21 protein-coding genes are annotated in these 23,882 nt (G+C 32.6%); 8 read left to right on the forward strand and 13 right to left on the reverse strand.

Going from position 1 to position 23,882, the window contains the following annotated elements:
* Positions 1-7 precede the first annotated feature (7 nt).
* Positions 8-607 (forward strand): NUDIX hydrolase, encoded by a 600-nt coding sequence (locus B0I03_RS11230; protein ID WP_111567618.1) that lies wholly within the window; start codon positions 8-10, stop codon positions 605-607.
* Between the two features lie 298 nt (positions 608-905).
* Here the strand turns inward: B0I03_RS11230 and B0I03_RS11240 are convergent, their stop codons facing one another.
* Both B0I03_RS11240 and B0I03_RS11245 read right to left on the reverse strand, forming a co-directional pair.
* Positions 906-1,568, reverse strand: coding sequence for a hypothetical protein (locus tag B0I03_RS11240; protein WP_146603294.1), 663 nt, complete (start codon positions 1,566-1,568; stop codon positions 906-908).
* 15 nt (positions 1,569-1,583) lie between these two features.
* Positions 1,584-3,308, reverse strand: coding sequence for a M14 family zinc carboxypeptidase (locus B0I03_RS11245; protein ID WP_111567537.1), 1,725 nt, complete (start codon positions 3,306-3,308; stop codon positions 1,584-1,586).
* Between the two features lie 176 nt (positions 3,309-3,484).
* Between B0I03_RS11245 and B0I03_RS11250 the strand changes: the two genes are divergently transcribed.
* Both B0I03_RS11250 and B0I03_RS11255 read left to right on the forward strand, forming a co-directional pair.
* Complete coding sequence (locus B0I03_RS11250; protein ID WP_111567538.1) at positions 3,485-4,831, forward strand: DEAD/DEAH box helicase; 1,347 nt, start codon at positions 3,485-3,487, stop codon at positions 4,829-4,831.
* Positions 4,832-5,467 (forward strand): class I SAM-dependent methyltransferase, encoded by a 636-nt coding sequence (locus tag B0I03_RS11255; RefSeq protein WP_245903028.1) that lies wholly within the window; start codon positions 4,832-4,834, stop codon positions 5,465-5,467.
* Between the two features lie 151 nt (positions 5,468-5,618).
* On the opposite strand, the gene coaD is transcribed toward B0I03_RS11255, so the two are convergent.
* Both coaD and B0I03_RS11265 read right to left on the reverse strand, forming a co-directional pair.
* On the reverse strand, positions 5,619-6,077 hold the full coding sequence (coaD, locus tag B0I03_RS11260; RefSeq protein WP_111567539.1) for a pantetheine-phosphate adenylyltransferase: 459 nt from the start codon (positions 6,075-6,077) through the stop codon (positions 5,619-5,621).
* Positions 6,078-6,080: 3 nt separating this feature from the next.
* Entirely contained in the window at positions 6,081-7,055 is a 975-nt protein-coding gene (locus B0I03_RS11265; RefSeq protein WP_111567540.1) for a D-alanine--D-alanine ligase, read from the reverse strand.
* 179 nt (positions 7,056-7,234) lie between these two features.
* Between B0I03_RS11265 and B0I03_RS11270 the strand changes: the two genes are divergently transcribed.
* Together B0I03_RS11270 and B0I03_RS11275 are read left to right on the forward strand one after the other, a co-directional pair.
* Positions 7,235-7,894 carry a PASTA domain-containing protein gene (locus B0I03_RS11270; RefSeq protein WP_111567541.1) on the forward strand — a complete coding sequence of 220 codons (660 nt, stop codon included), beginning with the start codon at positions 7,235-7,237 and terminating at the stop codon, positions 7,892-7,894.
* Entirely contained in the window at positions 7,881-8,918 is a 1,038-nt protein-coding gene (locus B0I03_RS11275) for an RluA family pseudouridine synthase (RefSeq protein ID WP_111567542.1), read from the forward strand. Before B0I03_RS11270 ends, B0I03_RS11275 begins: the two co-directional genes overlap by 14 nt.
* Before the next feature lie 24 nt (positions 8,919-8,942).
* Here B0I03_RS11275 and B0I03_RS11280 read toward each other — a convergent pair whose 3' ends face one another.
* Positions 8,943-10,127 (reverse strand): cytochrome-c peroxidase, encoded by a 1,185-nt coding sequence (locus B0I03_RS11280; protein ID WP_111567543.1) that lies wholly within the window; start codon positions 10,125-10,127, stop codon positions 8,943-8,945.
* Between the two features lie 137 nt (positions 10,128-10,264).
* On the opposite strand from B0I03_RS11280, the gene fabG reads away from it, so the two are divergent.
* Together fabG and B0I03_RS11290 are read left to right on the forward strand one after the other, a co-directional pair.
* Positions 10,265-11,011: a 3-oxoacyl-[acyl-carrier-protein] reductase gene (fabG, locus tag B0I03_RS11285; protein ID WP_111567544.1), complete on the forward strand. Its 747-nt coding sequence runs from the start codon at positions 10,265-10,267 to the stop codon at positions 11,009-11,011.
* A gap of 72 nt (positions 11,012-11,083) precedes the next feature.
* On the forward strand, positions 11,084-13,111 hold the full coding sequence (locus B0I03_RS11290) for a hypothetical protein (RefSeq protein WP_111567545.1): 2,028 nt from the start codon (positions 11,084-11,086) through the stop codon (positions 13,109-13,111).
* Here the strand turns inward: B0I03_RS11290 and B0I03_RS11295 are convergent.
* From B0I03_RS11295 to B0I03_RS11325, 7 genes are read right to left on the reverse strand one after another with little or no spacing between them, the layout of a single operon-like run.
* Positions 13,106-13,954 (reverse strand): aldose 1-epimerase family protein, encoded by an 849-nt coding sequence (locus B0I03_RS11295; protein ID WP_111567546.1) that lies wholly within the window; start codon positions 13,952-13,954, stop codon positions 13,106-13,108. The two genes, B0I03_RS11290 and B0I03_RS11295, sit on opposite strands and share 6 nt — an antisense overlap.
* 1 nt (position 13,955) lies before the next feature.
* On the reverse strand, positions 13,956-15,488 hold the full coding sequence (locus tag B0I03_RS11300; protein ID WP_111567547.1) for a hypothetical protein: 1,533 nt from the start codon (positions 15,486-15,488) through the stop codon (positions 13,956-13,958).
* Positions 15,489-15,500: 12 nt separating this feature from the next.
* A complete protein-coding gene (locus B0I03_RS11305; RefSeq protein WP_111567548.1) occupies positions 15,501-16,643 on the reverse strand; it encodes an ABC transporter ATP-binding protein in 1,143 nt (380 codons plus the stop codon).
* A 3-nt stretch (positions 16,644-16,646) separates the two neighbouring features.
* On the reverse strand, positions 16,647-17,207 hold the full coding sequence (locus B0I03_RS11310; RefSeq protein WP_111567620.1) for a GNAT family N-acetyltransferase: 561 nt from the start codon (positions 17,205-17,207) through the stop codon (positions 16,647-16,649).
* A 19-nt stretch (positions 17,208-17,226) separates the two neighbouring features.
* Positions 17,227-17,835, reverse strand: a complete 609-nt coding sequence (locus tag B0I03_RS11315; RefSeq protein ID WP_111567549.1) for a DUF2238 domain-containing protein — start codon at positions 17,833-17,835, stop codon at positions 17,227-17,229.
* 7 nt (positions 17,836-17,842) lie between these two features.
* Positions 17,843-18,337, reverse strand: coding sequence for a DUF4199 domain-containing protein (locus B0I03_RS11320; protein ID WP_111567550.1), 495 nt, complete (start codon positions 18,335-18,337; stop codon positions 17,843-17,845).
* Positions 18,338-18,376: 39 nt separating this feature from the next.
* A complete protein-coding gene (locus tag B0I03_RS11325) occupies positions 18,377-19,621 on the reverse strand; it encodes an MFS transporter (RefSeq protein ID WP_111567551.1) in 1,245 nt (414 codons plus the stop codon).
* A 170-nt stretch (positions 19,622-19,791) separates the two neighbouring features.
* On the opposite strand from B0I03_RS11325, the gene B0I03_RS11330 reads away from it, so the two are divergent.
* The gene (locus tag B0I03_RS11330) at positions 19,792-21,147 is read left to right on the forward strand and encodes a M28 family metallopeptidase (RefSeq protein WP_111567621.1); all 1,356 of its coding nucleotides are present in this window, start codon (positions 19,792-19,794) and stop codon (positions 21,145-21,147) included.
* Positions 21,148-21,254: 107 nt separating this feature from the next.
* Here the strand turns inward: B0I03_RS11330 and clpB are convergent, their stop codons facing one another.
* Positions 21,255-23,858 carry an ATP-dependent chaperone ClpB gene (gene clpB, locus B0I03_RS11335; RefSeq protein WP_111567552.1) on the reverse strand — a complete coding sequence of 868 codons (2,604 nt, stop codon included), beginning with the start codon at positions 23,856-23,858 and terminating at the stop codon, positions 21,255-21,257.
* Between the last annotated feature and the right edge of the window lie 24 nt (positions 23,859-23,882).

Consider the following 23,882-nt stretch of genomic DNA (forward strand, 5'->3'; position numbering starts at 1 on the left):
ATTGCAAATGTATAAAGTTTTTGTGAACGATAAGCCACTTTTTTTGACAAATCAAGTTCAAAAGGAGACCGATTTCAAACTTTTTTTATTGGAAAGTGTTGATATCAAGAAGTTGATTGTTAAAATTTTTCAGAATAAAATTCAGAAAGCGTTTCTGTATCATCCCGATGAAAAGTTAATCATGAAAACACTTCGTGCGAAATTACCTGTGGAAAAAGCAGGTGGTGGATTGGTTTACAACAAAGACGGCGATGTGCTTTTTATTTTTAGAAACGGCAAATGGGATTTACCAAAAGGCGGCACCGAAAAAAATGAAACCATTGAAGAAACCGCCATGCGCGAAGTAGAAGAAGAGACGGGCGTAACTGGTTTAGCCATCACCGAAAAACTACAAAGAACTTACCATATTTTCAAAAGAAATGGTCGCTATAAACTAAAAATTACACAATGGTTTGAAATGCGTACCAAATACGAAGGCACACCTCAAGGTCAAGCTGATGAAGGTATTGAACGTGTAGAATGGGTGAATCCAAAGGATATTAAGTTTTTATTGGAGAACTCGTACGAGAATATTAAATTGTTGTTTGAGGCGGAGAAGGTGGTTTAGAAATGATTTATGAAAGAATTAGTTTTAATGATGAAATACAAGCTATTAATTTTAAGTATTTTGAATTTAATTTTATCAATTTTTTTATTTGATTTAAAAATTTCAAATGCTTTAATTAGTTCATCACTAGGGATACTTTTTTTTGGATTGCTTTTTATTTTACCCTTGGTTAATTTATATCATTTTGCAAGAAGTATTTACTATAAAAAACCATTATATCTTTATTACCTAGTTTCATTAGTATTTAACGTTTTTACTTTTATACTTTTCAATATTGAATTTAGTAATAAAAAATGACCTAATTTGTAAATAAAATTTCTTTATTTCGTTTGAAATATGACTCTATTTCATCAATAATTTTCAAATCAACAATTTTTTCGGTAACAGGATAATTATCAACTAGAAGTAAATCGTATTTAGATCCAATTTGATTTAGTAAATTTACAATTTCAGTATTTAATTTTGTATCTCTATTGTTTGAAACAAACCAAATGTTTTTAACAATATCGTCTTTATGCTCTATGAAAATAGTGTCGCCTAAATATCCATAAGCAATTGTGTTTCGGCAATCATTTATCACAATATCACCAATTCCTAGATAAGATATTTTTTTATATTTATTAATTCCAATTTTTTCTAAAAACTCTGTAATTTCTTTAATCTCAATTTTTAAAGTTTCGGTTTTAAATTTTGTGTAACTAGATAATGCTTTGCTTTTATCAATATTTTTATCAACTAAATACTCATAATTTATTGCCGGAATAATTTCAATCATTAAATATTCTTCTTCCCATAACAAAGTTTCATCTTCATTATAACTTTTATTTTTTTGTATTTGAGATTTTGTTACGGTTGTATTATTCTCAACTTTATTTTCTGCTTTAATCGCCTTCTTGGAATCGTAAATGATATAAATTATTGCCAAAGCAATAACTATAAACAGAGCAATATTTGCTAACATCATTTGATTTTTTGTTTAATTCACTCTATAAACCGGATACTGCAAATGCGCTTTCTCATAGTAAGGCGATTGTCTGTACACCCAATCTAATTGCGCTGCACCGTTTTCAGCGAAAGCTTTGTCGTTTTGTTTCTTTTGCTCTAATTCGCCTTTTATTTTTGGATTTTTATCTAGAAATTCTTTCGCCAAATCTTCAAATACATAACTCGAAAAATATTCTTTTTGTTGTAAAATAGGGTCGAAGAAGTTCCAATTGAAATAACTGTCCACCGCTTCTGGTTCTAAGGTTTCAACTAAATATTTCACACCGGGTTGATTCGTGTAAAACACATAATCGCCCATGAAAAATTTCACTTTTTGAGTGGATTTGGAAACTTTTGTATTGTAATGCGCGTAATGTCCTTCGTATGGCGATTTTGAGGTTTGATAACTTTCAATTTTATATGATTCAACTTCAATAATGGTATCTTTTTGAAGACGATGCGTATTGATATTGTTCAATTTCAAAATATCCAACACTTGCCATTGCGATTGCGGAATAATATACGCTTTTGGAATGTTTACGAATTTCGAAGGTTTATAATTCCCATAAAACGGAATTTTCTTGGTAAACGGTTTGCTTTTATCGTAAAACAAGCGGTCTTTTCCTGAAATATCGCTTGGTTTGTAACCACCTTGATAGCCTTTGAAATCAATATAAGATACTTTGGTTGAATCAATTGCCCAATCCAACGGATATTGCATTCCAGCTTGATATTCGTTCAACGCTTCTTTTCGCATTTGCTTGATTTTTTGCCAATTTGTATCTGCAAAATGTATCGTGCTGACCATAAATTCGTAAGTCACTTTCACACGTTCTTTGTAGACTTTCAACATGTGTGTTTCGGGAACAAATCCTAAAGTGTGGAATAAAGTTGAATAACCTGTCGCATATCTTGGTGTATCGGTAAATTGCTCAAAACCTTTATCAGGTGTGGTGCTGTGTACATTCACATATGGAACCACATCGATTTTCTTTTTGTTCATGTCTTTCACAACCGAAGGATACAATTCGTTGATGAAATAATTGCCTAATTTGTTTCCCAAACGTTCGTGTTGGGTTGTAATACAAGTAAATGTATATTGATAATCCGCACCATTAGAAACGTGATTGTCTAAGAAAATATCAGGATTTAATTCGGTAAACAATTTTTGAAAACTTCTTGAATTTTTAGTGTCCGATTTAATAAAATCACGATTCAAGTCATAATTGCGCCCATTCCCTCTAAAACCATATTCTTCAGGACCATTTTGATTGGCTCTCGAATGCGAATTTCGATTCAACATTCCACCAACACTATATACCGGAATAGCAGCAATTAAAGTGTTTTTAGCTGTTTTTATTTTTCCCATAGCCAAATCACGCATCAACATCATCGTAGCGTCAATTCCGTCAGGTTCACCTGCGTGAATGCCGTTGTTGATTAAAATTACGGCTTTATTTTTAGTAAAATATTCGTCAAAATCAAATTTGCCTTCACTTGAAAAAAGTACCAAATGCAAAGGTTTTCCACTATCGGTGGTGCCTTTGTGAATCATTTGGATGTTCGCAAAACTTTCGTCTAATTTTTCATAAAACGCAATACATTCTTCATAAGTAGTGGATTGATTGCCATTGCCACGTTCAAATGGTGTGATAAAATTGTTTTGTGAAAACACAGAAATCGACAAGAAAAGCAAACTTATTTTTAGGAATCGCATAGTTGAATTGTATTTGATTTTCAAAAATAAAGAATCTTTTTGATGTATAATTATTTTTAGCCACAGATTAAAGGATTAAAAGGATTTTAGATTGTTTTATAGAAATAATCCGTGCTAATCTGTGTAATCCGTGGCAATTAATCACTTATTTAAATAATTGGCTTTATCTTTGCCGCATGAGTCAAAATCCATATTCCAACAATTTACTATTGAATCTTGGTATTCAAAGTTTAAACAAAATGCAAGAAGTAGCGCAACAAGCTATTTTGAATGAAGATAATATTTTATTGCTTTCTCCAACAGGTTCGGGGAAAACCTTAGCGTTTTTATTGCCTATTTTCCAATTATTAGAAGAAGATGTAAAAGGTGTGCAATGCTTGATTTTAGTGCCTTCGCGCGAATTAGGTTTGCAAATTGAACAAGTTTGGAAAAAAATGGGCACACATTACAAAGTCAATACATGTTATGGTGGCCATTCGATTGATATCGAAATCAATAATTTAAGTAATCCACCAGCATTGTTAATTGGAACACCAGGAAGAATTGCAGATCATTTAGACCGTGGAAGTTTTGCTACGGATAACATAAAAACCTATGTGTTAGACGAATTTGATAAATCGTTGCAATTGGGTTTCCATGAAGAAATGTCTTATATTATTGGGAAAGTTACCAGAGCTAATAAACGCATCTTAGTTTCTGCGACTTCTGGTGTGGAAATTCCGAAATATATCAAAGTAATTGATCCGAAAGTAATCGATTTTATTCCGAACCAAAAACAGAACGATAATTTAGATGTTCGCATCGTATTTTCGAAATCCAAAGATAAAATTGATTCGTTGTTTCAGTTGATTTGCTCTTTAAATTCAGAAGCTGCGATAATTTTTTGTAACCATAGAGAAGCGGTGGAACGCATTCATGATATGTTGACTCAAAAAGGTATTATTTCCACGTTTTATCATGGTGGATTAGACCAAGACGAACGTGAACGTGCTTTGATTCAGTTCAGAAACGGAAGTGTTTCCTATTTGATTACGACCGATTTAGGCGCGCGTGGTTTGGATATTCCAGAAATGAATCACGTAATTCATTACCATTTACCAGCCAAAGAAGACGAATTTACACACAGAAACGGAAGAACGGCTCGTATGCTAGCCACCGGAACAGCTTACGTTTTGGTAAACGAAACCGAAAAGAAAGCCGATTATTTTGATTATGGCAAACGCAGATTAGATGTTTCTAATGCGAAATCGTTACCCAAAGCGCCTTTATATCAAACGCTTTACATCAGTGGTGGAAAGAAAAATAAGCTGAATAAAATTGATATCGTAGGTTTCTTTTCTCAAAAAGGAAAACTAGAAAAAGACGATTTAGGCTTAATTGAAGTCAAAGATTTTATTTCGTTTGTAGCGGTGAAATATCCAAAAGTTAAATCTTTATTGCAAAACATCAAAGACGAAAAAATGAAAGGGAAGAAATATAAAATTGAAGTAGCAAGAAAGGTGATTAAGAAGGAGGAAGAGTAAATGATTTCGCATAATTGCCCACTTTGTAATTCAGCAGCAACGCTTTTCTGCGAAAAGCCAAAACATTTGTTTTACAAATGTGATACTTGCGATGGTATTTTCAGACCAAAACATACTTTTTTAACCGCTGAAGAAGAAAAAGCACATTACGAAAAACACAATAATGATATTTATGATGAGCGCTATCAAAACTTTGTTTCGCCTATTGTAAATGCTGTTTTACAAGATTTTTCTCCAGAAGCTAAAGGTTTGGATTTCGGTTCAGGAACAGGTCCTGTAATTGCTAAAATGTTGACGGATAAAGACTATCAAGTGCAGAATTATGATTTGTTCTTTGCGAATGATGTAGCACTTTTAAATCAAAAATACGATTACGTTTCGTGTTGCGAAGTAATGGAGCATTTTCATCAGCCTTACAAAGAATTTGAATTGCTGAAAAGTTTACTACTTCCTAAAGGAAAATTATACTGTAAAACAGAAGTTTTCAATAACCAAAAACCTTTTGAAAATTGGTATTACAAAGATGATTTTACTCATGTTTTCATTTATCAACCCAAAACATTGGAATGGATAAAAACCGAATTTCACTTTTCGGATTTAATTGTAAAGGAGAAGTTGATTATGTTTGAATGCTAAGTATGAATTATTAAAAGTAATTAACCACATAGAAACATAGTAAGTGAGTTTTTTATAGATCATAAATGATTACATAGTCTATGTTTACTTCAATTAGTGAAACACCTTTTTAGTGTTTTTTAAAAATCTATGTTTCTATGTGGTTAAAAAATTACTTTTTATCCAAAACCGATTCCGGAACCAATTGAGAAATATCGCCACCGTTTCGCAACACATCACGCACAATACTTGAAGAAATGAATGAAGTTCTAGCCGCTGTTAATAAGAAAACGGTTTCTATTTTCGACATGACACGATTGGTATGAGCAATAGCTTTTTCAAACTCAAAATCAGCTGGGTTTCTAAGTCCACGTAAGATGAAATCCGCTTTTTCTTTTTTACATAAATCGATTGTTAAACCAGAGTAGGTGATGACTTTAACTTTTGGTTCGTCTTTAAAAGCTTCTTCGATGAATCGTTTTCTATCTTCTAAGGAAAACATGTATTTTTTTTCAGCATTAACACCAATCGCTACAATTACTTCATCAAATAAAGAAACGCCTCTTTTGATAATATCGAAATGTCCGTTGGTAATTGGGTCGAACGAACCTGGAAATATTGCTTTTTTCATAGTTTACTTATTTAAAGCCAATTCAATAGCGTTTTCAAATAATTCCGGTAATGAAATTCCTGCTTCGCGAGCTTGTTGTGGAAGAATACTTTCAGTGGTTAGACCTGGAATCGTATTCATTTCTAACATATGCGGTTCATTGTTTACGATAATGAATTCACTTCTCGAAAAACCTTTCATTTTTAATACTTCGTAGGCTCTTTTGGCAACCGTTTCGATTTTTGTTTTTAATTCGTCCGAAATTCTAGCAGGCGTAATTTCTTTTGATTTGCCTAAATACTTCGCTTCGTAATCAAAAAAGTCGTTTTCTGATACGATTTCGGTAATAGGTAAAACCGTAATCGTTCCTTTATAATTGATTACTCCAACAGAAACTTCTGTTCCGTCAAGGAAGCTTTCAATAATGATTTCGTCGTCTTCTTTATAAGCGTTTTCAATAGCAGGAAGAAATTCTTCTCTAGTTTTTACTTTCGAAATTCCGAAACTCGAACCCGATTTATTTGGTTTTACGAAGCAAGGTAATCCTACTTTTGCTAAAATTGAATCAACGTTAATTTCATCACCTAAATTCAAATAATACGATTCTGCTGTTTTGATTCCGTAAGGCTTTAAAACCGATAACATATCGCGTTTGTTGAACGTTAGCGCTGCTTGGTAATAATCACAAGAAGTTTGTGGAATATTTAGTAACTCAAAATACGCTTGCATCAAACCATCTTCGCCTGGAGTTCCGTGAATCGCATTAAAAACCACATCAAAATTGATTTTTGTTCCATTAATTGTTACTGAAAAATCGTTTTTATCAATAGGGAATTCGGCATCATTTTCGTCCACATACACCCATTTTTCTTTAAAAATATGAATGCGATACGGATTAAATTTAGCACGATTAATATTGTTAAACACAACATTTCCGCTAGTTAACGAAATTTTGTACTCGCTAGAGTAACCTCCCATGATAATGGCAACGTTTTTCATTTTGAAATTCTAAAAGTGATACACAAAATTACATTATTTATTGAGATTTTACGTTCTTTTATTCGATTACCAAAGAAATATTTTTGTAATTCATTCGTTTTAAATGTGTGAAGAAATGAAAATGAATTGCATCGTAATTTCTTTTTGAATTTTATATCTTTGTCAAAATATCATTTTGTATGAGTTTATTTAAATATTTAACTAGTAGAACATTTTTTACTCAAGCTTTTTTAGCCGCTTCAATAGTTGTGGGTTTTACTTTTTTGGTAATCCAATTTTTAGATTTTAGAACCAATCATGGTCAGGAAATCAAAGTGCCTGATTTATCTAAAATGAAACTAGAAGTAGCTGAAGAAAAACTTAACGAATTGGATTTAGAAGTATTTTTATTGGATACAGTAGAATTTAATGCCGATTTTCCTCCTTTTACTATTTTAGAACAAGATCCTAAAGCAGGAAGTTTAGTAAAAGACGGTAGAAAAGTTTATGTAAAATTGAATGCTGGTGAATTTACGGATATTACCATTCCAGAATTCAAAGATAAAACGTTCCGACAAATTTCGGCTACGATAAAATCATTAACGTTAAAAGAAGGAAAAATTACTTACAAACCGCATATTGCGAAAGATGTGGTATTACAAATCTACCAAAATGGAAGACGTTTAAGAGCAGGAGATAAGGTTAAGAAAAGTTCAACATTGGATTTTGTATTAGGTGATGGAAAAGAAGTGTTTAATGAAGAAACTTTTAGTTCAGAAGAACCAGCAGATACTTTGCCACCTGCAGAAGAAGGAGTAACAGAACCAGTAGAATTTAAAGAAGAAGATGGCGGATTATAATGTAGGAACCGAACTCGAAGACGAGTTATACGAACATCATCGTTTTGAAGCAAGTAAAGGACAATCGACCTTACGAGTGGATAAATTTTTGATGAACATGATTGAAAATACAACCCGAAATAAAATACAACAAGCAGCAGAAAATGGTTCGATTTTAGTGAACGATGTTGCGGTAAAATCCAATTACAAAGTAAAAGCTGGTGATGTGGTGCGTTTAGTATTGGCACACCCAACTTACGAGCAATTGCTAACACCCGAAAATATTCCATTGGACATTGTGTATGAAGATGATCAATTGTTGGTTATCAATAAACCAGCAGGAATGGTTGTACATCCGGGTCACGGAAATTATTCGGGAACTTTGGTGAATGCATTAGCATATCATTTTAAGAATTTACCAATGAATAGTTCGGAAAGACCTGGTTTAGTTCACCGAATTGATAAAGATACCACAGGTTTGCTAGTAGTAGCCAAGACCGAACACGCAATGGCCTATTTGACCAAACAATTTGCTGAGAAAACTTCGGAAAGAGAATATGTTGCATTAGTTTGGGGAAATATCGAAGAAGATGAAGGAACTGTGGAAGGAAATATAGGTCGTCATGATACAAATAGAATGCGAATGGCTGTTCATGAAAGTGATGAAAAAGGAAAACACGCAGTAACACACTATAAAGTTTTAGAACGATTTGGTTATGTGACTTTAGTTTCGTGCCAATTAGAAACAGGAAGAACACATCAAATTCGTGTGCACATGAAACACATTGGTCACACACTTTTTAATGATGAACGTTATGGAGGTGATTCTATCTTAAAAGGAACGACTTTTACTAAATATAAACAGTTTGTCGATAATTGTTTCAAAGTGTTGCCAAGACAGGCGCTTCACGCAAAAACATTAGGATTTGAACATCCCATCACAAAGGAATTTTTACGATTTGATACGCCAATTCCTCAAGATTTACAGGAATGTATCGAAAAATGGCGTGTGTATTCAAAAGCACAAACGTTTACAGAGGAATAAAAAAGCCCCAATTTGGGGCTTTTCTTAATTAAATGGATTCGACCATTTTGTATTGGTATAAACATCAGTTCCTGAAAGTGTTCTTAAAAATGCGATTACGGCATTTACTTCTGTTGCCGTTAAATTCAATTGTTGTCCAATTCCTCCAGGTGTTAATCTTGGATCTAAGTTGTTGTTTCCTGGAGCAATATTTATAGTTCCGTAATGTCCAATAGCTGCTTGCAAAGTTGTGATAACACCTGTATGCATCATGGGGCCATTTATAGTTCCATCTGTTCTAACTAAATCACGAAGGGAAGGAGCACGAGTGTTTCCAGTATCAATTCCTGTTCCAGCAATTGTTCCAATAATTCCGTTATTTAAAGTATTAGGATCTATATCAAATTCTGGTGCTCTATGACAACCAGCACAACCTAAGCCTCCGCTTGTCCTTACTCCATTTGCATCAAAAACAGGTGGCGATAGGAATAAGTTTTTACCTTGATTTTCTTGTGCTGTAAAATTAGAGAAAGGTTGTCCGTCATTAGTAGCTAATGCTCTTCCTACATCATATTTAGAATCAAATGATTGAATGCTTCTGATAAATTGAGCTAAAGCACTTTGAATTTTAGCTTCTGTAATTTCTTCTGTCCCATAAACAAATTTAAAAAGTTCTCTATAATAACCAATTGCACTTAATTTTGTAATTAAATCATTAAAAGATAAATCGCCATTTTCACCACTGAAGCCCATTTCGCCATGATCTTTAATAGGCATTGTAGTTTGAGTTTCTAAATTAATGGCTCTTTCGTTCCAAAAGAATTTAGTTTCTGTTGCAAATCTCGAGTTTATCAAACGCATGGAATGCCTTCCAGTTGTGCCATTAACACCTGTGCTAGCTACATTGGTGTCACTAAATGCAAATTCTTGTTTGTGACAACTCGCACAAGATATTGTATTGTTTGAAGAAAGATTTTTATCGTAAAATAAAACTCTACCTAATGTTGCTCCTCTATCAGTAATTATATTTCCTTGGGAATTATTTTTAATGATATAAGATGGTACAGATTGGTTGGCATAATTTGATAAATTTTCTAAATCAATTGAAGAACCAAATTCAGCCTCTACAAATGGATAAGACGGAATTTCTTCATAATTACTATCAGAACTATCGCTACAAGAAGTCAATCCAAAAATTGCTAAAAGACTTAAAATAATTTGGTTTTTCATAATCGTTAGTTTTAGGATTATATTTGTAAGACAACATTTGATAAAAAAGGTTTAATTAAAAGCATGACTTTTTTTATAGTTTAAAATATTCCTATATTTGAACTTTATTATTAAACAAACTAACACGAATATTTACCATGAAATTATTAGAAGGAAAAGTTGCCATTATTACAGGTGCAAGCCGTGGAATTGGTAGCGGTATAGCAAAAGTTTTTGCAGAACAAGGAGCAAATGTTGCCTTTACATACAGTTCGTCTGTAGAATCAGCGATGGCTTTAGAAAATGAATTAAACGCTTTAGGAATTAAAGCAAAAGGATACAAATCAAACGCGGCGGATTTTAATGAAGCGCAAAAATTAGTAGATGATGTTATTGCTGAATTTGGGACAATCGATGTTTTAATCAACAATGCTGGAATCACTAAAGACAACTTATTAATGAGAATGTCAGAAGAAGATTTTGATAAAGTAATCGAAATCAACTTGAAATCGGTTTTCAACATGACTAAAGCGGTACAAAAAATTATGTTGAAAAACCGTAAAGGTTCTATCGTAAACATGAGTAGTGTAGTAGGAGTAAAAGGAAATGCTGGTCAGGCTAATTATGCTGCTTCAAAAGCAGGTATGAACGGATTTACAAAATCAATCGCCTTAGAATTAGGTTCAAGAAATATTCGTTGCAACGCAATCGCTCCAGGTTTTATTGAAACTGAGATGACTGCAAAATTAAACGAAGATGTTGTTAAAGGTTGGAGAGATGCTATTCCATTAAAACGTGGTGGAACTCCTGAAGATGTAGCAAACGTTTGTGTTTTCTTAGCATCTGATATGAGTGCTTATGTAACAGGTCAGGTTCTTAACGTTGATGGTGGAATGTTAACTTAATAGTAATTAGTAATTAGTGAATAGTAATTAGTCAGCTATTCACTAATTACTATTCACTAATCACTTATAAAAATGACAACAAACACAATCTTACTTCTACTATTATCAGTAATTATTGCTGCTGGATTGTCGTTTTACCAATATTTGTATAAAGTCAAAAATCAATCAAAATTGTATTGGTTTTTGGCTTTTTTGCGTTTTATAAGTTTGTTTTCGATCTTTTTATTGCTGATTAATCCAATTTTCAGTCGAAAAATAACAGACATTAAGAAAACTCCACTACCAATAGTCGTAGATAATTCCAAATCTATTTCCGAATTAAAAGCTACTAAAGAAGCATTAGAGTTATATCAAAAAATAGCTGATAATAAAGCTATTGCTGAAAAATATGATGTCCAACTATTTTCGTTTGCAGAGGAATTTCAATCTTTAGAAAAGCTCGATTTTAAAGGAAATCAATCACATATTGATGGTGTTGCTAAGAATGTGAAGCAATTATACCGAAATACCAATTATCCTGTAGTTTTATTTACCGATGGAAATCAAACCATGGGAAATGATTACGTATTTAGTTTTCAAGAAAATACAAGTGTATTTCCAATAGTTTTAGGTGATACTACTACGGTTTTGGATTTAAAAATTAACCAAATCAACGTTAATAAATACGCTTTTTTAAAGAATAAATTTCCAGTTGAAGTATTTTTACAATACAATGGAAATCAGTCTATTTCAACCACTTTTTCGATACAGAACGGTAATCAAACCATTCATAAACAAACCGTTAGTTTTTCGAAAGATAAAAGAGCACAGTCTATTTCTGTTTTATTAAATGCTGACAAGGTTGGAATTGCAAAATACAAAGCCTTAATTTCTTCCAATATAAAAGAAAAAAACACGGTTAATAATACTAAGAATTTTGCTGTAGAAGTTATTGATCAACGTAGTGAAATTGCTTTAGTTTCAGCAATTAATCATCCTGATTTAGGGGCTTTGAAGCGAAGTATCGAAACTAATCAGCAACGAAAAGTTTCAATTATAAAACCAAATGAAATTAAATCGTTACAAGATTTCAATGTTTTAATTTTGTATCAACCTTCAGCTGCTTTTAAATCGATATTCGATCAAAATAGGGTAGCCCAAATCAATACGTTTGTGATTACAGGAACAGCAACTGATTTTAACTTTTTAAATCAAGTTCAGGACGATTTGAATTTTAAAATGTCAACATCAAAAGAGGATTATTTGCCAACGTTTGAGTCGAATTTTAATTTGTTTGCCCAAACGAACATTGGTTTTGAAAATTTCCCACCATTGGAACATAATTTTGGAGTAATAACAGCGAAAAATAATGTAAATACGTTACTTACAGCTAGAGTTAGAAATGTTCCGGTTCAGAATCCAATTTTAACTTTTACGGAAAATGGAAGTAAAAGAGAAGCTTATTTATTGGGTGAAAACATCTGGAAATGGCGTTTGGAAAATCATTTAAACAAAAAATCATTTGAAGATTTTGATTTGTTTGCTGATAAAATCATTCAGTTTTTAGTTTCCAACGCGTCCAAAAAGAATTTGAATGTTACTTACGAAAGTTTCTATAATTCAGGTGAAAGTATTGAAATTACAGCCGAATATTTCAATAAAAACTACGAATTTGACGAAAAAGCGCAATTAACCATTCAAGTTACTAATTCCAAAACAAAAGCTACAAAGAAATACGATTTGCTGAAAGCTACCAATTCCTACAAAGTAAATTTAGACGGTTTAGAAGCTGGAAATTACACATTTAAAGTAACTGAAAAACAATCGAATACTAGTTTTTCAGCATCTTTTGAAGTGTTAGATTTTGAAATCGAGAAACAATTCGTAAATCCGGATAAAAATCGATTAGAGCAATTGGCAACAAATACGAATGGTAAAGCGTATTATCCAAATCAAATCGAAAATTTAATTCAGAGTTTGATAGATGATGAAAATTATATTCCTACCCAAAAAGAAATCATCAAGAAATCACCTCTTATTGATTGGATTTGGTTGTTAGTTTTTGCAATTACAGCTTTAGCAACTGAATGGTTTATTCGAAAATATAACGGTTTGTTATAAAATAGAAATATTAATTTCTTTTTGAAATTCAGCATTATTATCTAGAAGTTGAATTCCTTCTTTCTCATAAATGTTTCCATTGTGATTTACATTATCAGCCAAACCACACCAAGGTTCGATGCATAAAAAAGGCGCGTTTGGTTTAGTCCAAATTCCCAAATAAGGAAAGTCTTTGAATTCCACCGAAAGATAAGGTTGGTTCTTTTTTGAAAGCGTAAGTTTATTCGATTTTAATTGTTTAAAAACCAAAGCATCTTTTTCAAATAAAGCATAATCTAAGTTGATTTTTCCATTTTCTGAAGGTATTTTTCTGAACGAATTATTAAACTGTTCATTTTCTAGTTCATAGGATACAAATTTCTCTGCTTCATTAAATTGTAAGGAATAGTCTGAAAAAGAATCTTCAATAGCAAATGCTGGATGCGCTCCAATTGAAAACGGCATGATTTCTTGCGATTTATTTAGAACGGAGTAACTAATCTTTAAGCTATTTTCTATCAATTCATATTTTAACCGCAATTCAAATTGAAAAGGATAATTCTTCAGAGTTTCAGTGTTATCTCTTAAAATAAATACAGCAGAACTTTCCGTTTGATTTGCTACTTCAAATTCAAAATTTCGTGCAAATCCGTGACGTGGTAGTTCGTAAGTTTTGCCATTAATTGAATACGAATCATTTTTTAATCTTCCTACAATGGGAAATAAAATAGGAGAAGTTTTGTTCCAAAAAGCTTCATCAATTGTCCAAATGTAGTTTTGGTTATCTTTTTCTAATTTCATTAATTCGGCACCAACTGTATTAATTGATGCCGAAATTTTTGTATTTGAAAGTGTAATAATCATATTAATCTTCTGAAATTCCTTTCCAGTTTCTAATAATTTTTGATAAAAAGAAAAGTGTTAGTACGGCTAAAATAAAATTGAATGAAAACATATGAAGTATATGATCTCTAAACCATAAATATTCAGGAGAATTATAACTATAACCCATTCTATAATCATATTTTAAAGCATAATGTTCTTGTATTATGAAATAAATCAAAGGAATAATTCCTATGAACGACCATAAAAACAAATTCAAAGCAATTCTACTGAGTTGTAAATTCTTCTTATTGAAATAAATTAAAAAGAAATAAAATATAATTCCTAAAATGGTAAATAAAATTAAATAAGCATACATGTTTCCTACACCAGTAATTGCTGTGAAAATACCGTAAACAATGTTAATAACACCTGTTGAAACTAATGCAATTAACCAACTTTTTCCAGATGTAACTCGGAAAGAAAAAATCAAAATAGATAATCCAAAAGCGCCATATAAAAACCCTAAAATTATTTCAATTTTGAAAAAAGAATCCGTGTGTGCTTCGGAAACGGTATCATATTTATCTTTTAATACATCTTGTTGCACAAAATATTTGGAGTATTTTCGTTCGCCATTGCCAACTTTAGCTACATAGTCATAACTATTATAGGAATTATCAGTTTCGTACTCTCTCATATAAGGTTGAATGTATAAAAACTCATCAAATTCGGGCGCTTTGTAAACAATATCAAACCATTTGTCTAAAGTTAAATTGGTTGCTAAATTGTGCTCTCTAATTAAACTCAAATAACTATCCATTAGCTTTTTAACTTCAGCTTGATTGTCTTGATGTAGCCAATTTTGAATTTGTATTCTATTTAAAGAATCTTGTTCTCTTGAAATAACCGTAAATTCAAACGTATTACGATTTACTAAAGAAAATTGATTGTATTTTTTTCCGTTAAAGATGATATGGTTTTTGTAAGTATATGCCGCAGCTACAGATTCAGGATAATAATCTGGATTATTGTTATTTATACTATCTATCTTTTCCTGATTGATAACATTTCCTAAACTGTCAATTAGTCCAGATGCTAATGAGTCAATTTCTGTTTCTGCAAAACTTCCATCAATAAACATATCTGCAGTAGCAATAGTTTTGCAACGATTGGTGGTTTCTTCAAGCGAATAATAACTTTTTTGATGTAATTGTTTTCCAACTGAAAAAGGTAAATAGAATGTAATCAATAAGGTACTGACTACAAATATTTGTAACCATTCGTAAAACAAGCTGTATTTTGATTTGCTATAAAATGATTTTAGCGAGTTGTTTTTAAAGTAGTTAACTAACCATAAAATAATAACAATTACAACAAGTAAAACTCCAAATAGGATGCAAGTTACTTCAATATCTAAGTTGTTTCTGTTCGAAAAATCGATGGTTCCATCTAAATAACCTAAGCCAAAAAAGATGAGGTGTAGTAGTAATCCAATGGCAACCATAGGAACAAACTTGGTGTTCCAAAGTAGTGGATATTTGAGTAATAGTTTTTTCTGTATATCTTTAAACATGATTTTATTTTTTTAGTTCACAAAAAAGCGACGTGTTGAATTTGAGATGTTTCGCATATAAGTTATGGGAATCGATTGGTTTATGACCACTTTCAAGAAATCATTCATTTCAATTTTTTCTGGAAAAGTTGCGATAAAAGTTCCGCCATTTTGTTCCAAAGAAATTACTTCTAAAGCAGTAAAAGCTTGTTTTAAATCGCTTAAATTCAATGAACTTTCGAATTCGATAATGCAATTTTTAGCTGTGTCATTTTCAGCATTCAAATTCTTTTGTGAACCACGTTTTAAGAAAACCACCTGATTTGATGTTTTTTCCACTTCGTACAATTGTTGCGAACTCAACACAATAGCAATCGGTCTAAAAGCCGAATTAGCGATGTTTCTAAAATCATCTAAAATGGTTTGCTGTGCCAAAATATCTAAGTTTGCTAAAGGTTCGTCAATTAATAAAATCTTTGGTTTACGGAGTAACATTCGAGCCAATTCGAAACGCATTTTGTAACCAGATGATAAATTATTCCAGTAATGTCTTCTAAATTTTCGCAATCCTAAACGCGTGATGACTAAATCAACTACCAAATTATTTTCTTCTGGAGAATAACCGTAGCAGCTTGCAGTGAATTCTAAATTTTCATACATCGAACCGCGCCAAGTGTCAGTTCGTTGTGGAATGTAAACTAATTTTGTTCGTAAATCATACAAATCATCATACTGGAATTGATAATTTATGGTTCCAGATGTTGGATGTAATTCACCACATAAACTACGAAGTAAAGTTGTTTTTCCATTTCCGTTTTCGCCAACCAAACCAATGATTTCACCTGTTTTGATGTCTAAATTTATTGGTCCTAATCCAAAAGAAGCATTGTAAACTTTTTGAAGATTTTTAACCGAGATAATGGTTTGATGATTGTGACATTCTTTTTTGCTTAAAAACGAGTGAAGCTCATCTAGTAAGGTTTTTAAACGAGTTTTTTTATCATCGTCTTCTTTTTCATTATTATCTAACCAATTTAAAAATTCATTGGTTTTGGTGTAAAAATCAATGTTTTCGGTATCTAAAGTAAAATCGATTACTCGTTTTATGGTTTGATTGAAGTCGTTAAATTCGAGAAGTTCTTGTACTTCGCGGAATTGTTTTTCAAATTCGGTCATATATTATTTTATAAAATTTCGTTTTAGTAAACCATACATTACGGTATCGGTAAATTCATTATTGTAATAAAAATCTTCTTTAAAATGCGCTTCTTTTACAAAGCCAACTTTTTGTAAAACACGTTCCGAAGCACTATGTCGTGAATCGATAACAGCAACAATAGAATGAAAATTTAAGGTATTGAAAGCAAAATCTAACAACGTTTTCACGGCTTCTGTTACATAACCTTTTCCGTTATGTTCAGGTGTAATCATATAACCTAATTCGGTTCTAAAATGTTCGGGTTGGGTTCTGTAAAACCCCATAATTCCAATGCATTTATCACTTCCTTTTTCGGTTACTGCCCAATTGATATCAATATTTTCATCAATTTTATCGTTAATCATTTTTATGTGTGACAAAGCGCCTTCGATATCAGTTACTAAAGGTCTTGGTATGAATTTCATAGTTTCAGGATTACCTCGAAGTACTATAATTTCTGGAGCATCAGCATCAGTTAATTTTCTAAAACGTAAACGTTCGGATTCTAGTATCGGAAAAGGAGAGAAGTTGAGTTGTAACATTTTTATAGTTTGTATTTTTTTATTGAGTTTGAAATTGCTCTTGAATTGCTTTGTCATGTTTTTTACTGAAGAAAATCAGCATACAAATGGCACCAATTGTTGCATATAACATGTCTGATTGTGTGTCCCAAACATAACCTTGTGTTCCTAAAAAGGCATCGCCACCTTCACCCGTACAAAGTGAAACACCCCACTCTAACCATTCGTAAGCGGCACTTATTGCTAAACAGACCGCTACAATGATGAAATTGAAGAAACTTTTATTTGAAATGACATTTTTGCGAATGAATAATTCTCGCACAATCATAGCAGGAACAAAACCCTGAGCAAAATGCCCAACTTTATCGTAGTTGTTTCGAGTTTGATTAAAAGTTTCTTTTATCCATTCAAAAGGTGGAACTTCAGCGTAGGTATAGTGTCCGCCAAGAAATAAGATGTAGCAATGAATGAGAATGAAGAAATACGTAAAATTAGTAAATTGAAATTTTTTATAGGTAAAAACCAAAATCAATAAACCAATAATTGCTGGAGAAACTTCTAAAAACCAAGTGAAATATTCCTTTGGATTGATTCCTGAAAGAATTAATCCGATGAAAAATAACGGAATAAAGATTTGTGGTTGTTTCATTGTAAATTTACTTTTTCTTTAAAATTAAAGCACTTACTAATGAAAAAACAATTCCCAATGGCAAAATTTCCATGTATGTAAATAAGATTACCCAAATTGGATTTTTGTACATTTTTTTAAAGGAATTCATTTCTTCAGTTACTTTTACTATTTCCTCTGGACTTGCTTTTGCAATAGCCATATCTGTATAATGTTCTGCAAAATTTGGGAAGAAATTATACAATATCACCAACCAAACTAAAACATAAATTGTCGAAATAATTAAAGTAATCCAGAAGCCTGTTAAAAAAGCTTTACCAAATGAAATGAATCCGTTATTTACATCTCTTTGTTGTTTAATTCCTTTAACTACAAAGAAAAAAGCCAAAAGCATTCCAGCAAATCCAACCATCATGCTTACTTCTTTTTCAGGATTTGATTTCATGTACATAGTTATTGATATTAGCAATGCCGAAACAATACTACTTCCAAGTAATCCATTTTTTAAAATAATGTTGTTCATGATGAATAGTTTTTGGTTAGTTAATCAAATATAATGAAATTATTCGATGAAATCTAAATCCTTATTGTGGGTTTCAGATATGGTTAAAGTAGAATAGATTCCTAATGCAAAAGCAAAAACACCTACAATAGCCGCAGCAGTTATAACGCCATTATTCACTTTTAAACAGTCAAAAGCTAATAACATAACAGGAACTAATCCTCGAACCATATTAGGAATGGTGGTGGTTGCGGTACTTCTGATGTTAGTTCCAAATTGTTCTGCTCCAACTGTAACAAACATAGCCCAATAGCCAGTTCCTAAACCTAACCAAGCACAATAGAAGTAATACATGTTTTCGGTTTTAGTACCTCCATAAAGCATTAAAACCACACCAATAATGGTAAATAACATCATGTAAACAATGGCTTTTTTTCGAGAATGTAACCAATGCGAAATAAATCCACTTGCAAAATCTCCAATAGAAATCCCAACATACGCCCACATAATAGCTTTTCCAGGTTGAATATTTTCAATTCCCATAACTACAGCAAATTGATTCGCCATCACCGCTAAAATTCCGATACAAAACCATGTTGGTAATCCAATGGCAATACATTTCATGTATTTTACAAAACGATTCCAATTGGTAAAAAACGAAAAGAAATTCCCTTTTTTGACACTACTATCGTGTTTGATATCGTTGTAAATACCTGATTCCGCTACACTAATTCGCAACACTAAAAGCATTAATCCTAAAGCACCACCAATATAATAGGCAATAGTCCAATCGCCTGCTAATTCTACTGTTAACTGAGCTACTACAGCTCCAAGAAGTCCAAAACCTGCAACAATTGAAGTTCCGATAGCGCGCAATTGCTTAGGTAACGATTCAGAAACTAACGTAATTCCAGCTCCTAATTCTCCAGCTAAACCAATTCCGGCAATGAATCGCAACCAAGCATATAACATAGTTTTATCTTCTACAGGAAAATGTGGTAAAAATCCGCAAGCAATATTAGCTAAAGAATACACTAATATAGAACCGAACAAAACCGAAAGTCTTCCTTTTTTATCTCCTAAAACACCCCAAAGAATTCCGCCAAGAAGCAATCCTACCATTTGATAATTTAGAATAAGAGTTCCAGCGGTATCTACGTCTAAATTCAAATCTTTTAAACTAGGAACACGAACAATTCCAAAAAGAAGTAAATCATAAATATCTACAAAGTAACCTAGAGCGGCTACAATCACAGGAAATGAGAGAAGGTGTTTTAGTTTTTCTTTCAGCGTAAAATCAGACATGGTTAGTTTTATTGGTTGGTTAATTCTGTAAAAATATAAATAAAAGCACTAAAACAATTTTGCATGAATACTATTTTTTAACAAAAATCTTTAACAAAATTTGTTGGTTTTGTGTTGGTTTTCAGGGATTCAATTCACTTCAAATCATTAAATTTGAAATAAAAAAAGTTATGAAAAAATTGTACATTTTTGTTCTGGTGATTTTTAGTCAGTGTATCTTTTCACAAACAGATGCAAGGATTTACGAAATCATCGAATCCGTTTCCACTAAGCGAATTGAAAGTGATATTCGAAAGTTGGCTAGTTTTGGTACCCGAAATACTTTCAGTGATACGATTTCAAATAAAAGAGGAATTGGAGCCGCTCGTCGTTGGATAAAATCTGAATTTGAGAAAGTATCTAAAGATTGTTCTAATTGTTTAGAAGTGTTTTATCAAAAAGATTTTGTGACAACTAATGACGGCGAACGTGTTCCAAAAGATACATGGATTGTAAATGTAGTAGCCGTTCAAAAAGGCACCAAAAACAGCAATCGTTATGTAATTATGACGGGCGATATTGATAGTAGAAATTCAGATCCTATTGATTTTATTAAAGATGCTCCAGGAGCTAATGACAATGCAACAGGAATGGCAGGAACCATTGAAGCAGCCAGAGTTTTATCTAAATATAAATTTGATTACAATATCGTTTATTTAGGATTGTCAGGCGAGGAGCAAGGCTTGTTTGGAGGAAAAGGTTTTGCTGAATATGCTAAAAAACAGGGTTGGGACATCATTGGAGTTTTAAATAACGACATGATAGGAAATATTGAAGGTGTTGACGGCGTAATTGATAATCGCACTTTCCGAATTTTCTCTGAACCAACCCCAATTACAGAAACAGAAAGAGATCGAAATAATCGCCGTTTTTATGGAGGTGAAGTAGATGGAAATTCAAGACAATTGGCGAGATATATTCACAAACTAACCACAACGTATATGCCTGAGATGAATCCAATGTTAGTTTATCGTTTGGATAGATTTGGACGTGGTGGTCATCACCGACCTTTCAACGATTTAGGTTTTGCAGGTGTTCGAATTATGGAAGCTCATGAAAATTACAATCGCCAACATCAAGATTTAAGAGTAGAAAATGGAATTAAGTATGGAGATGTTATTGAAGATGTAAATTTTGAATATGCAAATAAGTTAACGGCTGTAAATGCAATTACCCTAGCAAGTTTAGCTTGGGCAACTCCTGAACCTAAAAATGTGAGAATTGGTGGAATTGTTGAGCCTAATACCAAATTACGTTGGGAAAAATCAAGTGATGAAAATATTGTTGGATATAAAATTTATTGGCGATTAACTACTTCACCTCAGTGGGAATTCAGTCGTTTTGTAGGCGATGTTGATAATTTTGAATTGAAAGGAATTGTGATTGATAATTATTATTTTGGAGTGGCTTCTGTTTCAAAATCGGGGCATGAAAGTGTGGTTGTTTTTCCAAATGATATTATCCGAACTACTTTTAAGAGAAAATAATTAGTAAAAAGAAACACCGATTCAAAATTGAACCGATGTTTCCCAAACTAAAACAAACTTAACCCATTATGAACCCATGGATTGTGGGTATATTTTATGAATTGGATTTAGTTTACCAACTCACTTTGATTTCTAAATACTAATTGACCATCAAAACTATCTAACAGAATGATACTATCAGTAGTCACTTTTCCAGCTAATATTTCTTTCGAAAGTTGGTTTAATACTTCGCGTTGGATTACTCGTTTTACTGGTCGCGCTCCAAATTGAGGATCGTAACCTTTTTCTGCCAAATATGCTACCGCTTCTGGAGTTGCATCCATTGTAATGTGTTGCTGTGCTAACATTTTAATCACACTCTTCAATTGTAATCCTACAATCTCTTTAATGTTTTTATCGGTTAACGGTGTAAACATTACGATTTCATCGATACGGTTTATGAACTCAGGTCTAACGGTTTGTTTTAATAAGCCTAGAACTTCTGTTTTTGCTGCTTCAGTTGCTGCTTCAATTCCACCTTTTAAATTTTCGAATTTCTCTTGAATGATATGGCTTCCCATATTCGAAGTCATGATGATAATGGTGTTTTTAAAATCTGCCACACGACCTTTGTTATCCGTCAATCTTCCTTCGTCTAAAACTTGTAATAAAATATTAAACGTATCTGGATGTGCTTTTTCAATTTCGTCTAGCAATACTACAGAATACGGTTTTCTTCTTACAGCTTCAGTCAATTGTCCGCCTTCGTCATACCCTACATATCCTGGAGGCGCACCAACTAATCGGCTCACCGCATGACGTTCTTGATATTCACTCATATCAATTCTGGTCATTGCATTTTCATCATCGAATAGATACTCGGCTAATGCTTTTGCTAATTCGGTTTTACCAACACCGGTTGTTCCTAAGAATAAGAACGAACCAATTGGTTTTTTAGCATCTTGTAAACCAGCGCGACTTCTTCTAACGGCATCACTTATCGCTTCAATCGCTTCTTCTTGCCCAACTACTCTGCGATGTAATTCATCTTCTAATTTAAGTAGTTTTTCTCTTTCACTTTGAAGCATTTTGGTAACTGGAATTCCAGTCCATTTGGCTACCACTTCTGCGATATCGTCGTGGGTTACTTCTTCTTTGATTAAAGAAGTCCCAGCTTGATTTTCTGCTAATTGTGTTTGTAAAGCATCTAATCGTTCTTGTGCTTCTTTTATTTTTCCGTAACGGATTTCAGCTACTTTTCCGTAATCGCCATTTCTTTCGGCTTGTTCGGCTTCTAATTTGAAATCTTCAATTTCTAATTTTACCGCTTGAATGTTATCTACAACGTCTTTTTCAGATTTCCATTTGGTGAAAATTTCGTTGCGCTCTTCTTTTAAATTCGCTAAATCTAAACCAAGAACTTTTAACTTAGTTTCATCATTCTCACGTTTAATCGCTTCAATTTCGATTTCCAATTGCATGATTTTTCTATCCAAAACATCTAATTCTTCTGGTTTTGAATTGATTTCCATTCGCAATTTTGAAGCCGCTTCATCCATTAAGTCTATCGCTTTATCTGGTAGAAAACGATTCGTAATGTAACGTTGCGAAAGTTCAACCGCAGCTATAATGGCGTCGTCTTTGATACGCACTTTGTGATGTGTTTCATATTTTTCTTTGATACCACGTAAAATCGAAATCGCACTTTCAGTATCAGGTTCGTCGATATTTACTTTTTGAAAACGTCTTTCTAACGCTTTGTCTTTTTCGAAATATTTTTGATATTCATCCAAAGTCGTTGCTCCAATCGCACGTAATTCACCACGAGCTAAAGCGGGTTTTAAGATATTGGCCGCATCCATAGCACCTTCGCCACCGCCAGCTCCAACCAAGGTATGAATTTCGTCAATGAAAAGTACGATATCACCTTCGGCAGAAGTCACTTCTTTAACTACGGCTTTTAATCGTTCTTCAAATTCTCCTTTGTATTTCGCACCAGCAATTAGCGCTCCCATATCAAGCGAATAAACAATTTTATCTTTCAGATTTTCTGGAACGTCTCCATCTACAATTCGGTGAGCCAAACCTTCGGCAATAGCTGTTTTACCAACACCTGGTTCTCCAATTAACATCGGATTGTTTTTGGTTCTACGAGTTAGGATTTGTAACACTCTACGAATTTCTTCATCGCGACCGATTACTGGATCTAATTTGCCATTTCTTGCTAAATCATTTAAGTTTTTAGCGTATTTGTTTAGCGAATTATAAGTTTCTTCAGCCGATGCTGAGGTTACTCGTTCCCCTTTTCTAATTTCGGCAATTGCTGCTTCTAAACCTTTTTCGGTAACGCTTTGGTCTTTTAGAATTTGGGAAACTTTACTTTTCGATTTGAAAATAGCCAATATCAAATGCTCGATAGAAACGTATTCATCGTTCATTTTTTTTGCAATGATTTCGGCTTCGGTAAGTGTTGAAGAAGCACTTCTTGAAAACATTAAATCGCTACCTGAAACTTTTGGAAAACTCTGAATCGTACTGTCTAATACTTTTTTGAAAAGCTCTACGTTAACATTCAATTTTTTCAAAATGAAAGGTGTAACGTTTTCGTCTACTTCTAAAATTCCTTTGAATATATGTTCGTTTTCAAGCTGTTGATGCCCAAAACTTTGTGCAATTTGCTGTGCTTGTTGCAAAGCTTCTTGCGATTTGATTGTAAATTTGTTGATATTCATATTCTTAATTAATCCTTTTTAGTG

Source organism: Flavobacterium aquaticum (assembly GCF_003259835.1).
Taxonomy (GTDB): domain Bacteria; phylum Bacteroidota; class Bacteroidia; order Flavobacteriales; family Flavobacteriaceae; genus Flavobacterium; species Flavobacterium aquaticum.

Bases quoted from the DNA above. Each gene is read 5' to 3' on its own strand.
- B0I03_RS11230 (WP_111567618.1), top strand. From the start codon at position 8: ATGTATAAAGTTTTTGTGAACGATAAGCCACTTTTTTTGACAAATCAA.
- B0I03_RS11240 (WP_146603294.1), bottom strand. From the start codon at position 1,568: ATGTTAGCAAATATTGCTCTGTTTATAGTTATTGCTTTGGCAATAATT.
- B0I03_RS11245 (WP_111567537.1), bottom strand. From the start codon at position 3,308: ATGCGATTCCTAAAAATAAGTTTGCTTTTCTTGTCGATTTCTGTGTTT.
- B0I03_RS11250 (WP_111567538.1), top strand. From the start codon at position 3,485: ATGAGTCAAAATCCATATTCCAACAATTTACTATTGAATCTTGGTATT.
- B0I03_RS11255 (WP_245903028.1), top strand. From the start codon at position 4,832: ATGATTTCGCATAATTGCCCACTTTGTAATTCAGCAGCAACGCTTTTC.
- coaD (WP_111567539.1), bottom strand. From the start codon at position 6,077: ATGAAAAAAGCAATATTTCCAGGTTCGTTCGACCCAATTACCAACGGA.
- B0I03_RS11265 (WP_111567540.1), bottom strand. From the start codon at position 7,055: ATGAAAAACGTTGCCATTATCATGGGAGGTTACTCTAGCGAGTACAAA.
- B0I03_RS11270 (WP_111567541.1), top strand. From the start codon at position 7,235: ATGAGTTTATTTAAATATTTAACTAGTAGAACATTTTTTACTCAAGCT.
- B0I03_RS11275 (WP_111567542.1), top strand. From the start codon at position 7,881: ATGGCGGATTATAATGTAGGAACCGAACTCGAAGACGAGTTATACGAA.
- B0I03_RS11280 (WP_111567543.1), bottom strand. From the start codon at position 10,127: ATGAAAAACCAAATTATTTTAAGTCTTTTAGCAATTTTTGGATTGACT.
- fabG (WP_111567544.1), top strand. From the start codon at position 10,265: ATGAAATTATTAGAAGGAAAAGTTGCCATTATTACAGGTGCAAGCCGT.
- B0I03_RS11290 (WP_111567545.1), top strand. From the start codon at position 11,084: ATGACAACAAACACAATCTTACTTCTACTATTATCAGTAATTATTGCT.
- B0I03_RS11295 (WP_111567546.1), bottom strand. From the start codon at position 13,954: ATGATTATTACACTTTCAAATACAAAAATTTCGGCATCAATTAATACA.
- B0I03_RS11300 (WP_111567547.1), bottom strand. From the start codon at position 15,488: ATGTTTAAAGATATACAGAAAAAACTATTACTCAAATATCCACTACTT.
- B0I03_RS11305 (WP_111567548.1), bottom strand. From the start codon at position 16,643: ATGACCGAATTTGAAAAACAATTCCGCGAAGTACAAGAACTTCTCGAA.
- B0I03_RS11310 (WP_111567620.1), bottom strand. From the start codon at position 17,207: ATGTTACAACTCAACTTCTCTCCTTTTCCGATACTAGAATCCGAACGT.
- B0I03_RS11315 (WP_111567549.1), bottom strand. From the start codon at position 17,835: ATGAAACAACCACAAATCTTTATTCCGTTATTTTTCATCGGATTAATT.
- B0I03_RS11320 (WP_111567550.1), bottom strand. From the start codon at position 18,337: ATGAACAACATTATTTTAAAAAATGGATTACTTGGAAGTAGTATTGTT.
- B0I03_RS11325 (WP_111567551.1), bottom strand. From the start codon at position 19,621: ATGTCTGATTTTACGCTGAAAGAAAAACTAAAACACCTTCTCTCATTT.
- B0I03_RS11330 (WP_111567621.1), top strand. From the start codon at position 19,792: ATGAAAAAATTGTACATTTTTGTTCTGGTGATTTTTAGTCAGTGTATC.
- clpB (WP_111567552.1), bottom strand. From the start codon at position 23,858: ATGAATATCAACAAATTTACAATCAAATCGCAAGAAGCTTTGCAACAA.